The sequence below is a fragment of the Cytobacillus oceanisediminis genome, from assembly GCF_004366035.1.
GTDB classification, from domain to species: Bacteria; Bacillota; Bacilli; order Bacillales; family Cytobacillaceae; genus Cytobacillus; species Cytobacillus oceanisediminis_C.
On the sequence record NZ_SOEE01000018.1, the window covers coordinates 1 to 13,161 of the forward strand.

At 38.5% G+C, this 13,161-nt stretch carries 12 protein-coding genes; 10 read left to right on the forward strand and 2 right to left on the reverse strand.

Annotation, left to right across the window (positions count from 1 at the left end):
- Positions 1 to 248 precede the first annotated feature (248 nt).
- A complete protein-coding gene (locus DFO72_RS26565) occupies positions 249 to 1,451 on the forward strand; it encodes an IS110 family transposase (RefSeq protein ID WP_134177299.1) in 1,203 nt (400 codons plus the stop codon).
- 454 nt (positions 1,452 to 1,905) lie between these two features.
- Here the strand turns inward: DFO72_RS26565 and DFO72_RS26570 are convergent, their stop codons facing one another.
- On the reverse strand, positions 1,906 to 2,748 hold the full coding sequence (locus tag DFO72_RS26570; protein ID WP_113885423.1) for an alpha/beta fold hydrolase: 843 nt from the start codon (positions 2,746 to 2,748) through the stop codon (positions 1,906 to 1,908).
- A gap of 579 nt (positions 2,749 to 3,327) precedes the next feature.
- On the opposite strand from DFO72_RS26570, the gene DFO72_RS26575 reads away from it, so the two are divergent.
- Positions 3,328 to 4,560, forward strand: a complete 1,233-nt coding sequence (locus DFO72_RS26575; protein ID WP_113885424.1) for a cytochrome P450 — start codon at positions 3,328 to 3,330, stop codon at positions 4,558 to 4,560.
- 135 nt (positions 4,561 to 4,695) lie between these two features.
- A complete protein-coding gene (locus DFO72_RS26580; protein WP_113885425.1) occupies positions 4,696 to 5,235 on the forward strand; it encodes a PadR family transcriptional regulator in 540 nt (179 codons plus the stop codon).
- A gap of 103 nt (positions 5,236 to 5,338) precedes the next feature.
- Here DFO72_RS26580 and DFO72_RS26585 read toward each other — a convergent pair whose 3' ends face one another.
- The gene (locus DFO72_RS26585; protein WP_113885426.1) at positions 5,339 to 6,292 is read right to left on the reverse strand and encodes an arsenic resistance protein; all 954 of its coding nucleotides are present in this window, start codon (positions 6,290 to 6,292) and stop codon (positions 5,339 to 5,341) included.
- 179 nt (positions 6,293 to 6,471) lie between these two features.
- On the opposite strand from DFO72_RS26585, the gene DFO72_RS29785 reads away from it, so the two are divergent.
- The 7 genes from DFO72_RS29785 to DFO72_RS26625 all read left to right on the forward strand — a co-directional run bounded on the left by DFO72_RS29785 (position 6,472) and on the right by DFO72_RS26625 (position 12,748).
- Positions 6,472 to 6,999 (forward strand): CueP family metal-binding protein, encoded by a 528-nt coding sequence (locus DFO72_RS29785; RefSeq protein WP_181782431.1) that lies wholly within the window; start codon positions 6,472 to 6,474, stop codon positions 6,997 to 6,999.
- 179 nt (positions 7,000 to 7,178) lie between these two features.
- The gene (locus tag DFO72_RS26600) at positions 7,179 to 8,234 is read left to right on the forward strand and encodes a flavin-containing monooxygenase (protein ID WP_166672560.1); all 1,056 of its coding nucleotides are present in this window, start codon (positions 7,179 to 7,181) and stop codon (positions 8,232 to 8,234) included.
- A gap of 349 nt (positions 8,235 to 8,583) precedes the next feature.
- Entirely contained in the window at positions 8,584 to 9,021 is a 438-nt protein-coding gene (locus tag DFO72_RS26605) for an NUDIX hydrolase (protein WP_113885429.1), read from the forward strand.
- A gap of 132 nt (positions 9,022 to 9,153) precedes the next feature.
- Positions 9,154 to 10,644 (forward strand): MFS transporter, encoded by a 1,491-nt coding sequence (locus DFO72_RS26610; protein WP_113885430.1) that lies wholly within the window; start codon positions 9,154 to 9,156, stop codon positions 10,642 to 10,644.
- A 302-nt stretch (positions 10,645 to 10,946) separates the two neighbouring features.
- A complete protein-coding gene (locus DFO72_RS26615) occupies positions 10,947 to 11,570 on the forward strand; it encodes a class I SAM-dependent methyltransferase (RefSeq protein ID WP_113885431.1) in 624 nt (207 codons plus the stop codon).
- Positions 11,571 to 11,675: 105 nt separating this feature from the next.
- Positions 11,676 to 12,152 carry a GNAT family N-acetyltransferase gene (locus tag DFO72_RS26620; RefSeq protein ID WP_113885432.1) on the forward strand — a complete coding sequence of 159 codons (477 nt, stop codon included), beginning with the start codon at positions 11,676 to 11,678 and terminating at the stop codon, positions 12,150 to 12,152.
- 44 nt (positions 12,153 to 12,196) lie between these two features.
- On the forward strand, positions 12,197 to 12,748 hold the full coding sequence (locus DFO72_RS26625; RefSeq protein WP_395858212.1) for a DUF402 domain-containing protein: 552 nt from the start codon (positions 12,197 to 12,199) through the stop codon (positions 12,746 to 12,748).
- Positions 12,749 to 13,161 lie beyond the last annotated feature (413 nt).

A 13,161-nucleotide genomic window follows, 5' to 3' on the forward strand; every position in this document is an offset into this window, starting at 1 on the left:
TTCGTATTATTGAGTTAACCAGTTTTTACTGGTTGCTCTTTTTTTTATAGGACCTATTATTTCAGTAGCCAGGGTAGAACGTACGGGTGCGTGGGAGTTAGATCTCGTCAACTAAACTGTTCGCCCCCTACTTGTAGAATGATGTTTGAGGCTGGTTGGGACAAATGATCTCGTATAACAAGCGAAGCTATGGAACTACAGGAAGGTATAGGGGTTACTGGCGAGTACAACAAAGGGAGAGATAATTATTGAATCCAGTTGTTGGCCTGGATGTGGCCAAAGGGGAAAGTGAAGCTCAGGCATTTCTAGATAAAGACAAGCCATTTGGAAAGAGCTTCAAGATAAAACATATCACTGAGGATTTAGATACTTTCATCTCTTTTTTGAAAGAGATAGAAAGAAAGACTGGTGTTAGACCAGCAGTAATTCTTGAATCTACAGGGCATTACCATACACCGATTATTCAATGTCTGGAGGAAAGTCAATATCTATATATTTTGGTAAATCCCATCATTTCTCATCAGGCTAAGAAAACCAGTCTAAGAAAGGTAAAGACGGATGCGTTTGATGCATATCAACTTTGTATTCTGTATTACAAGGAAGAATTTGAGCCTTATAAGAAAAGAGGCTTAAGGCTGCTAAACCTAAGAACATTGTCAAGGCAATACGAAGCCGTTACGAACCTTTACATTCAGGCAAAACTTCAATTCCACACAATTCTTGATCAGGGATTTCCGGAATATAGGGGAGTATTTGGAGATTTATTTTCAAGAGTCTCTCTTCAGGTTTTAAAGGAGTTTCCTACTTCTGAAGATGTTCTGAGGATTGGTGAAGCAAAGATACTGGAGCGAATTGTGGAAATGCGTATAGAACGGTCTGCGGGTTTGGCGAGGGAGAGGGCAGCTAAATTAATAGATTCGGCTAAGCGAAATCCTTTCCAACAAGGTGTGTATCAAAGTCAGTTGTTCAGTTTGGATATGTATATCACTATGCTTCTTCAGTACCAAGAACACCTATCCAGTATAGAGGCAGAGATAGATGTCCTGGCAGAAGAAATTGAAGAATGTAAGATAATCCAGTCAATTCCCGGAATAGGAGGAAAAATCGCGGCAACGATCATTTCCGAAATCGGAGAAATTGACCGGTTTAATCACCCTAAAAAACTTGTGGCTTACGCAGGGATAGATCCAAGTGTCCATTCATCAGGTAAGTTCACAGCTACTATAAATCATATTACTAAACGAGGTTCAAGCCGATTACGGCACGCTTTGTATATGGCCGTTTTATGCGGTATAAGAAGCTCGAGGAACAAGAAGCTAAAAGAGTATTATGATCGGAAACGAAATGAAGGAAAGCCTTCAAAAGTAGCAATGATAGCTTGTGTAAACAAGCTTTTACACTGGATTTACGCAATGTTAAAAAGGAATGAACAGTTCCTGGATTTTGCTTAATCCACAGAAAACAGCAACTTAAGAAAAACCTTCCAAAAAGTATTTGGAGGGTTATTTGGCTTGCTTTCAAAAGTATAACACGGTGGATTAGATATTTTAATAAGAAGTTCTTGACTCCTATTAGCTGGTTTAGCTCAATAAGTCAAAGTAATTAAGTACTTCAACAATCTGCCGCTTTCTGAAATAAGAAATGAGTCTTTCTTTATGAAAGGGGCAATATTGCTGGATAGGCTTTAGCACTTTTTGATAGAGTGTAATCTGAAATTTGTAAACAAATGCACTTACCACAGTGGCTGCTTTATTATAATGCCGTGATTCTGAAATAAAAGCAGCCCAATTTCCCGTTAATAACATTGAGAAATTGGGCTTTGAACTTTCCTTAAATTAAAACTCGTAAATACAACTAAAACCAAGACTTCAGTCGTGAAGGGGTATTTTCTTCCACTTATTCTTCTTATCTTGAACTAAGCTTTACAACAGAATCTATAATCTGATTCCAGTCTTCACTATGAATCTCATGGCCAGTTCCATCAAGTGTCACTAATTCCGAATGAGGGATGGCTTTCCTAAGAGCAAGCCCGTGCTCGTATGGGAGGGCTGGGTCTTCCGTGCCATGAATAATGAGAACTGGTACTCTGATCTCATCCATTCTATCGAAATATACGTCTTCACCTTGCAGCATGGCATGGTTAAATCTGCTTGGCAGATGTTTGGCGCGATCTGCTTCTCTTGCAGCAAGTTTATATATTCTTTCCTGCTCGAAAGGTTTAGAGCCGGCTAAGGTTTTCCATCCGCCCGCGAGATAAGCAATTGCAGCATCCCGATTCGACCAATCGATGGAGGCACTCTTCGCGTGGTAATCAAGTATGTTCTGATCCATTGGAGGCAGCTTTTCCATCTCGGTCCCGAACACACTTGATGCAATGAGCGTAAGTGACCGTACACGGTCCGGATATCTTAAGGCAAGAATCTGGCCGGTCAAACCGCCCATGGACATGCCAACGATATGTGCCTGCTCTATGTGGTAAGCATCCAGTACACCGGCCGCATCGTCAGCCAAGTCCGTTATTGTATAATTGGAAGTACCAGGTTCATAAATGGTTGATCGTCCCAGATCCCGATGATCGTATCGAATCACAAATCTCCCCTGATCAGCAAGGCGGAGACAGAAATCCTCATCCCACCAGTCCATTGAAGTCATTGCGCCCATGATCAAAAGAATTGCTGGATCGTTAGAGTTTCCAAAGCTCTCTGTACATATCTCCACTTTATTTATCTTCATTATCTGTTCACTCATATTATACCTCCGTATTATCTTATCACCGTTCCTAATGTTGCAGATCAAATTCTTTCTGGAGTATGTTTGGCCTGCCTCTGTTAATTATCTGTGTCGAATCCGCTTGATAATCATGACGAGGCCTCCTTTTAAACCTAATTTAACAAGGGACTCACCCCTATATTTATTACCTTAACATATGGTTAAGCACCTAAAAGTTAAAATTCGCCTGTGTTTTTTCTGGATATGCCACTTGTCATACTAATTCTGGGCAGATGAATCGAAAATGTACCTATCTCTTGAGCTGCAGACTCTATATAGACTCCATAGGAGGCTGCATTTTTTGGAGCTGATACATCTTGTTTCTGAAATATCCTCTTCCTATATGTAGGTTACATGGACTATATATAAATTTTCCCTCAAATAAAAAGTGGAAATCTTTAGCCAAAAATACTCTTTTTAAACTACTTTGTTTAGAGTAATGTAATAACGGAAGGTACATTTACCTTAGTGGGTTATTAAACCTTAAAATTGCTCAGGTCCCTTATTTTGGTGCAGCCCAGTGAATCCCCATCATCTTAAAGGAGGAAAAGAAATAGTATGTTGAAAGAAGTCATTCCTGTAAACGAGATTACAAATTTTCAGTCACGTGCAGAGGAGTTTTTTCCTATTGAGTGGTACAAGGACATGCTTCATCATCATCCGGTGTATTATCATGAACAAACGAATACATGGAATGTGTTTACCTATGAGGGTGTGAAACAGGTGCTGGGCAACTATGAATTTTTTTCAAGTGCCGGGCCGAGAACAACAATATTTGTTGGAGCAAATGACAAGCATGAGAAAGCGTCGCCTTTAACAAATCTTACACTTGTAGATCCGCCGGATCATCGGAAAGGGCGTTCCTTGCTAGCAGCAGCTTTTACTCCCCGCAGTTTGAAGAATTGGGAGCCGCGCATCGAGCAGATCGCCGAGGAGCTGGCAGAGAATATCCAGGAAAATACTGAAGTTAATATTGTAGAGGCATTGGCAGCCCCGCTGCCTAGTATGGTTATTGCAGATCTTTTCGGCGTACCGATACAGGACAGGGCTCAATTCAAAGAATGGGTGGATATCCTTTTCCAGCCTTACGATAAAGATAGACTGGAAGACATAGAGCTTCAAAAACAGAATGCTGCGAAAGAATATTTCCAATATCTCTATCCCATTGTTGTTCAAAAGCGGTCGAATCTTTCGGATGATATTATCTCTGATTTAATTCAAGCTGAAGTAGATGGTGAAAAATTTACCGATGAGGAAATTGTGCAGGTGACCATGCTGCTTTTAGGCGCAGGTGTGGAAACAACCAGTCATGCGATTGCCAATACGTTTTATTCATTGCTTTATGATGATAAGTCTCTATATGGAGAACTGCGTAAAGACCTGAAATTAGTGCCAAACGCAGTTGAAGAAATGCTCCGTTACCGTTTTCATATGTCGAGAAGAGACCGTACTGTGAGAAAAGATAACAATTTATTGGGCGTTGAGTTAAAAGAAGGGGATGTCGTTATTGCGTGGATGAGTGCATGCAATATGGACCATCGGATGTTTGAAGCACCTTTTTCTATAAACATACACCGTCCTAACAATAAAAAGCATCTAACATTCGGAAATGGCCCGCATTTCTGTTTGGGTGCACCCCTGGCACGCCTGGAAATGAAAATAGCACTGGAGACCTTCGTGAAAAAGTTCTCCAGCATCGAACCAGTGGAAGGGTTTGAATTAGAAAAAAATTTAACGGCATCAGCCACTGGCCAGTCCTTAACGAGTTTGCCGATGAAAGTGTACAAGTAAGGAATAAAAGCTCCCTTAAGGCAGGTGGACTGACTGCTTTAAGGGAGTTTTAATATTGGAGAGGTAAAGGATGAGGCTGAAAAGCCGGCTTTATTTTGCTAAAATAAGGGTAATTCTCTTGAAGGAGCATAAAGAATGACCATTCAAATATTTATATTAACCAAACTGATGGAGGGTAAGAATTATCCTTATAATATAAAAAAGAAGCTTTCAGAGCCTATTCCATTTGATCAGCTTGCTGGATTAACAGAGAGCAAGCTGTACTACCATTTCGATTCATTGGCAAAACAAGGCCTGATTGAAACAGTCGAAATAATTAAAGAAGAACATCGGCCGGATAAACAAATATTTGAAATCACGGCTAAAGGCCGGGAAGAACTGCCGATTAAAATCTACAAATTGTTTGAAACGGCCGATTCGATCGGTGAAATGATGGTGGGATTGGCCAACATCAAATATGTGGATAAGGATAAAGCAATAGCAATCCTTGAAGAGAAATTAAAGAGCTCCAAGGCTAAGTGGGAGTATTATAAAAGTTTTGAACAGCTGATCGAAAAAGATAAAGATAATGAGAAACTGATAGAATTCCTTGGCGGGTATGTGTCGACCAAAGCAGAGCACGCTATTTTTTGGCTGGAGAAGCTGATTGGGCAGATTAGAGAAGGGAAGATATGAGGGGTTTTATAACTAATGTATTCACATAAATGTTAGATTAACAACCCTTTTTTGTGCTATTGAGGCAAGTTAAGAAAGCACACATGTGTGCTTTCATTTTTTTTTATATTCTTTTCTCTTTAGTGATAAATAATAAAATATGGGTGATGACGGCCAGGATAGGCAATTCCAGTAGAGGGCCAACTACTAAGGTTAACGCAATCAAAGGCTGGTCTGGAAATGCGGTCATAGCAATGGCTAAAGCAATCGGGGAATTTCTGGCTAAAGTAGTCAAGCTCAAACTGGCTCTGTCGGAGTTCGGAAATCTCATAAGCTGTCCAGCTCTTTGACTGAAAAAAAGATTAATTATAAAAAACAAAAGGACAGGTATTGTCATTTTCCACAGTAAATCTAAATGATTAAGCAATAATTGTCCCTGTGATGCAAACATTGCAGCGATGGCAAAGCTAAGAAAAACAATTGGCAGCACGCTAAGGTTGGATACAAGGCTTTCTCTTAACTGATTCTTGGTTTTTAAGAGAATCTTGGTTAAAACAGCTAGAACTAACGGTATGATTAACACAGCCAGAATACTTTCAATTAAAAACTCCAGTTCTATTACTCCTGTCGTTCTGCCAAAGATTAGGAGGTAAATAGGCAGCAATATGACCTGTAAGATCAAGTTTAGAGGCAGGATAGCGGTTGATAAGGCAACATTTCCTTTTGCTATGCCTGTAAAGATTAGGTACCAATCAGTGCATGGTGTAACCATCAGCATAATAAATCCAATATATAGTGTTGGAGTATCGCCTAAAAATACCATTGCCAGCAGCCATGCCAGAATGGGGGTCCAGACAAAGTTTATGATGATTGAAGTGTATGTGAATTTTATGTTCTTAAAAGCTATCTTGATATCTTCAATAGGGATTTGTAAGAATGTAATATATAGCATTGCTGCTAATAAAGGCATAATAAAACTTTCCGCATTAGCTCTTATTAACTCTGCTTGCCCTATACTAATACCAATAACCACTGCTAAAAATATTATAAGAGTATATAATTTTTCGATTAAGTTCAATTTGACTCACAGCCTCTGAAAATATCTATGCATAGATAACTTTAGCATAGTTACATTCGAATTGCTTAGTAAGCAGCGGGTGCTCCAAATCATCTCTCCATAATTTCTCCATATTTATTTGCTATTGTATACTTTGGCAATAGTTAATAAGGAGAAACAGAGTAAGGATGTGAAAAAAGATGAAGGTAAAAATATTTCTGGCTGTCTTAGTCATTTCTATTGTATTAGCTGGCTGTGGACAAGCCGATTCAAATGATGAGGCCGCTTTGAAGGCTGAAAACATCAAAGAATTGGTGAATGATTATAGTGCAGGAAACATTAAGAGCGAGTCTGCTTCGATTACCTCACAGCAGCTAGTGGTAAAAAAAGCGGATGGTGAAGAATTAGTCTATGATCTGCCGAAAGAAGAGTTTTTCGTTTCTATTGCACCTTATGTTAATGAAACCCATCCTTGAACTAATCATAGCTTGACAGGTTGTCAAGGTGAATTAGCTGATACAGATTTTGATGTATATATTGAAGATGCGGAAGGCAATGTAATATTGAAAGAAAAAGTAAAGTCCCAGGGAAATGGATTTTTCGATCTATGGCTCCCAAGAGATGAAACATATCAAATAAGGATTAAGTATGATGGAAAAACATCGGAATCAGAAATTTCAACTTTTGAGAATGATGGTACTTGTATTACAACTATGCAATTGACTTAAAGGGGCCGCCGGTTTAGTAAAGATTTCAGCCATCTAATAATAAGTTCCATTTTTTTATGAACAGCTGCCAAGAGGCCGCTGTTTTTCTTTTTAAAATGTGTATTCCTTTTTCTGGTTATTATATATAATAATATTCAAATAGATATTTGAATAACTTTTGTGGGAGAGGAGTGAGAACCATAATAAATTATGAAGTGGCCATTATTGGTGGAGGTCAGGCAGGATTAGCAATGGGATATTATTTAAAAAAAGAAAATGCATCCTTTGTCATATTAGAAAAAAGTGGGGAAGTGGGGGACTCCTGGAGAATAAGGTACCATTCCCTGGTCTTATTTACCCCTCGCCGATATAGCAGTCTGCCAGGATTACAAATGGGAGGTACATCAAAAGAACTTCCATCGAAAGATGAGATGGCTGACTATTTGAATGACTATGTTAGGCATTTTGATCTTCCAGTCATGCTTAACATTAACGTAATTAAGTTAAATAAACAGTCTGATGGTGCATTTCTCTTAGAAACTAATAGCGGGAACATGATAGCTAAACAAGTAATCATTGCAACTGGAGCATTTCAAAAACCTTATATACCTCTTGGCATAAACAAGGGGGCAAATACCTTTCAGCTTCACTCTTCTGAATATCATTCGCCAGATAAAGTGCCAGGAAGTGAGATATTGGTTGTGGGCGGCGGCAATTCCGGGGCACAAATTGCTGTGGAATTAGCAAAAGATAAGAGCGTCACAATAGCCGTAAGCCACAGCATGAAGTTTTTGCCGTTAACAATACTTGGAAGAAGTATTTTTTATTGGCTGGATAAACTCGGTCTGCTGTTTGCAGGAAAAGATACAGTAAAAGGCGGCTGGTTTCAAAAACAGAAGGACCCGATTTTTGGAAAGGAACTGAAAAAATACATAAAAATCAAAAAGATTGATGTAAAACCTAAAGTTTTACGCGTCAATGATATAGAAGTTCTATTTGAAGATCAGACTCGGAGGAAATTCGATAGTATCATCTGGTCCACTGGTTTCGTTCCTTCATACGATTGGATTAATATAAATGGTGTCATCTCTAATGAAGGAAAACCAATACATAAAAGGGGGATCACTGAAGTTAGGGGCCTATATTTTATAGGCTTACCCTGGCAATATCAGCGAGGCTCGGCTTTGATTTGCGGAGTAGGATTGGACGCTGAATATTTGCTTTCGGCAATTCTTTCTAATAGATTCCAAAAGTGAAATAATTGCAGGTGCCTTTGCTGAGTAACTCCTGTGATAAGATTCAAAAATTTATACGGCTGCTTTCAATACAAATTGGAGAGAACTTATGAAAATACTATCCTGGTCTTTATTATTTTTTCATTTGATTGTCGTATACTTTGGATTGCGAATTCAGGTTTTTTATTTTCCCTACGGGCATGTTTACATGGATCATTTCGATTATGCCGGGCCTTATCCTTTACAAACAAATAAGAGAGCCAAAATTGGTACTGTACTCTAGCTTTACCATGGTTTATTAAGTTCTGGCAACAGCTTTTATTCATTTAGCTATATCTTCTATACCGTAAGATGAGAGGAAAAAGCGTATATGCAAAATATTTTTACTCGTGTCCTGATAAAAGATGAGGACCATCATATTTTAGTAGTACAAGATAGAGGGGATCTGTGGAATTTTCCAGGGGGGAAACAGGAAATAGGCGAAACCCCTTCCGAGTGTGCAAAACGGGAAGTAAAAGAGGAAATCGGTTTAACCGTTCATGTACTTACTGAGGTGTATCAGGGAAATTTCTTTTTCAGCGATACTCGGTGGACGGGTTATTTCTACTTTGCAGATTCTGTCAGCGGTGTACCTTGTATGAATGAACTAAAAAAGATAAAGGGAATCCGATTTGTAAATGATGCTGGGAAAGTGAACTTTCCGGATGAATTATCTGTTATATATGATGGATTATTCAAAGACGATCTAATCTTAGGAAAAACTACTAATTGGTTTGACATAAACAATACCGCTTTTATTCAAGATTAGCTGCCAAATAAGGCGGCTTTTTTGTTTAATTCAGTCGAAGGTATTGATAAAGGTTTTTTGGATATTACCAAAATTTGTATTGTTTTATAGGCAAGAGATAGGGAAAAAACTATTAAGCAATTTATCTATTAAATGATACTCAGGAGGGGAAATGTGAATAAGCAGCCAAGAGATGTAGAGAAAAAAGATATTTCAGTAGTGGACAGCAGTGTCGCAAAGAAGTCTATGATGGGTACATCTATCGGGAATGCGATGGAGTGGTTTGATTTTGGTATTTATTCCTTCTTAGCCGTTACAATTGGGAAAGTTTTCTTTCCGGAAATTGATCCATCCTTTCAGTTAATATATGCTTTTGCTACTTTCGCAGTGGCTTTTATAGCACGTCCGCTCGGGGGTATGTTTTTTGGAATGATGGGTGACCGTATTGGACGGAAGAATGTTCTGGCAATCACCATGATTCTGATGTCGGCTGCCACCCTTAGTATTGGTTTAATACCCAGTTTCGCAGCAATTGGGATTACTGCTCAGGTCTTATTGCTATTAGCCAGACTCGTTCAAGGTTTTTCAACTGGAGGTGAGTATGCGGGGGCAATGACCTACATTGCGGAAAGCACTCCCGATAAAAATCGCAGCTTTATGGCAAGTGGATTAGAGGTTGGAACACTGGTAGGGTTTATCGCGGGGGCCGGCCTTGTAACCCTGCTGACATCTATTCTTGGAAGTGAGACGATGGTGGATTGGGGCTGGAGAATACCTTTCTTCATTGCTGCTCCACTTGGCATAATCGGTTTCTACTTTCGTAATCATTTGGATGAAACTCCAGCTTTTGAGGCGATGAATCGAACCATAGAAGAAAGAAAAGAACATTCGTCCTTAAGAGAGATTTTTGCTGAGCATTGGAAGGCGCTATTAATTTGTACAGCAATCGTTATATTTTATAATGTAATGAGTTACACCGTTCTCACGTATATGCCTTCGTATATGTCAGAAGAACTTGGCTACAGTGAACAGAAAGGTTTATTGCTTCTTGTGCTGGTCATGATTGCAATGGTTCCTATGGTTTTGGTAATGGGGCATTTAAGTGATCGCTTTGGCAGGAACCGAATATTAAAAGCAGGCTTATTGGGAGCGATTATACTAAGCATTCCAGCATTTATGCTGGTTCGTTCAGGCAATATTTATGCAGCCTTTTTTGGATTGCTGATCCTTGGGGCGCTGCTGTCCACCTTGCAGGGATCCTTGCCGGCTACTCTGCCATCTTTATTCTTCACGAAAGTACGTTACGGCGCACTTGCCATCACATATAATACGGCGACATCACTTTTTGGAGGAACAACGCCGCTGCTTGTGGCATGGCTGGTGAGTATAACCGATAATAAAATGGTACCGGCATTTTACCTGATGGGCATGTGTGCATTCGGAATTGTAGTTGTCACTCTGTTTGTAAGAGAGACTGCAGGCAGGTCGCTTCGCGGCTCCGCTCCAGTCGTTGAACATCCGAGTGAGATAAATGAAGTCCTTAAAAATCCGGAAAAAGCCTACTGGTGGCATGATGAGGCAAAGCCAACAGGAAAAGGCAGCCTGGATAAGGGGCTTATGACCAGCTTACTGCAAAAACACTAATTATTAAAAGCTTACTCATAGCTATTCAATTAGCTGAATTGAGTAAGCTTTTTTCTTTTACCTATAATTCTTACTTTATAACGGGACAGGCTGGGCTGTAATCATTGGTTATCAGCTACATGTGATAATTTCAGCCCAGCTCAACAAGCGTAATAATGAAAATACTGTAAAGTAATTACATTTACAAAAAGAAGAAAACAAATTATAGTTATTAAAGAGTCTTTATATCTATTATAAATATTAAATAAGTGTTAGCATCTTAGCACTCTAATAAAAATTAAAATATAAAGGAGATAGGATTAATGGAATTCTGGGAATCAAGTTTTATAGAAAAACAAACGATGTGGGGGTTTGAGGCTGCAGATTCCGCTATCTTAACAAAGGACTTTTTCCTTGAAAAGAATGTTAAGGATATACTGTTGCCGGGTTTTGGATATGGAAGAAATGCGAAGGTTTTTAAGGAAAATGGCATAAATGTGACAGGTATTGAGATTTCAAAAACAGCCATTGATCTGGCGAGGCAACATGGGATTGACAGCAGAATTTTTCATGGCTCAGTAACTGACATGCCTTTTGATAAACAACTTTACACTGGTGTATTCTCCCATGCACTTATTCACTTATTAAATAAGGAGGAGAGAGAGAAGTTTATTAAAGATTGCTATGAACAGTTAAAACCAAATGGCTATATGATTTTTACTGCTGTTTCAAAAAAAGCCCCCATGTTTGGCAAGGGCAAACAGTTGGATAAAGACTATTTTGAGATCATGGACGGTGTGAAAATGTTTTTTTATGATTTTGACACCATAAAACAAGAATTTGGACAATATGGCCTGATAGAGATTTCAGAAGTTGACGAGCCAAATAAGGATATGAAAAATAAACCATCAATAAATTTCTTCATGATAAAATGCAAGAAAAGATAGTGCAAGCTGCCATCAAGGCAGCTTGTTTGTTTTGATTTAATGACTAAATTTTTAACTGTACAAACATTTGTTCTTATCTTACTATTAAACTGAGGGGGAGAATAAATGGAAAGAACAAATTATTTGGAGTTAAAACATTTCTCTGGTGAACATATGGATATTTTAAATTCTTTTGAGCTTCCTGAAGAGCAGGTTCAATTCACTTCGCTGCCAAGCAATTATAAAGAAGTAACAGAAGGCCAGCATCGAATCGTTATCCTTTGTGATGGAGAACCAGTGGGCTTCTTTTTATTGCATTCAACGGAAAGAGTAAAGGAGTATTCGGACAATCCGCAGGCGATGCTGTTAACATCATTATCCATCAACCAGGCTAAACAAGGACGAGGATATGCAAAGCAGGCTATGTTATTACTAAAAAAATTTACTGCTGACGAATTCCCTGACTGTAATGAAATTGTATTAGCTGTTAATTACAAAAACATTGCAGCCCAAAAACTGTATGTAAAAGTGGGATATCAGGATACAGGACGCAGAAAAATGGGGCCAATTGGAGAACAGTTCATAATGAATTTAATGTTGTAAATACATATTGCCTGGTTCTTATTTGCCGTTGGGAGGTTTGAGCTATAACAAATCTAAGAACTCATCAATTCAATGGGGCTGAAATAATAGAAAGAAAAATAAGGTATGATTCCGAGGTCGTGGAATATAATTGTATGCTGCTGACTGTACAAAATAAAAACGTGGTGCTTTTTCATATTATTGAAGACACTTTTACAATGAAAGCCAATCAAGCTCAATTAACTATACCGAAAGGCAGTTATACAATTGCTTATTACTGGAAAGAACGCCCATATAATTTATATTTCTGGAGAGACCATAAAGGAAATTATTTAGGCTCCTATTTTAACATCGTAAAAAACACATGGATAAGCGATAGAATGGTATCTTTTGAAGATTTAATAATCGATATTCTGGTGCTTCCGAATGGAGAATATTTTATTTTAGATGAGGATGAATTGCCTGAGTCATTGGAGAAATTTGAGAATGGTTCTGTCCAGCATTCTTTAAACCTATTAACAGAATCTTTACATGCTGTTCTTTTTCAAGCTATTTCAGAATCTGAAGGCATTTATGCGCATGAGAAATTTATTCCTTTGTTGGAGCGGTTTTTGTGAAAAAGCTTACGTAAAGTCAGTTAGCCTAAAGTCAGAGGGGTTTACGCTCAATAATGATATAAATAAAAGTTCATGGATGTTACATAATGTATAATTGCCTGACTCTATGTCTTTTTAAAAAGTATAACGGTGAGATGGATAACTAGCAGGATAACCTGCTTAAAGATTAGCCGGCCATAAAATAGCTCGTGCAAAGTCATGCACAAAACTACTTTATGGCCGGCTTTTTATTTTGGGAAAAGGGAGGATCCTGATGTGAATCTTGCCTTGGGATTCGGCATTAGTTATTGAAAGGGCTTGGTGAGGGAATAAAGGGAATAGACCTGCATGAATTCTTTTGTCTTAATTAAATTAAAAAGGAATACGATTAGTAACAATGGTGGAAACAATGGCTGTATTATGTGGAAAGTTAT

Excerpts from the sequence above, each read along its gene's own strand:
- DFO72_RS26570 (WP_113885423.1), bottom strand. The coding sequence starts at position 2,748 with ATGAGTGAACAGATAATGAAGATAAATAAAGTGGAGATATGTACAGAG.
- DFO72_RS26575 (WP_113885424.1), top strand. The coding sequence starts at position 3,328 with ATGTTGAAAGAAGTCATTCCTGTAAACGAGATTACAAATTTTCAGTCA.
- DFO72_RS26580 (WP_113885425.1), top strand. The coding sequence starts at position 4,696 with ATGACCATTCAAATATTTATATTAACCAAACTGATGGAGGGTAAGAAT.
- DFO72_RS26605 (WP_113885429.1), top strand. The coding sequence starts at position 8,584 with ATGCAAAATATTTTTACTCGTGTCCTGATAAAAGATGAGGACCATCAT.
- DFO72_RS26610 (WP_113885430.1), top strand. The coding sequence starts at position 9,154 with ATGATACTCAGGAGGGGAAATGTGAATAAGCAGCCAAGAGATGTAGAG.
- DFO72_RS26615 (WP_113885431.1), top strand. The coding sequence starts at position 10,947 with ATGGAATTCTGGGAATCAAGTTTTATAGAAAAACAAACGATGTGGGGG.
- DFO72_RS26620 (WP_113885432.1), top strand. The coding sequence starts at position 11,676 with ATGGAAAGAACAAATTATTTGGAGTTAAAACATTTCTCTGGTGAACAT.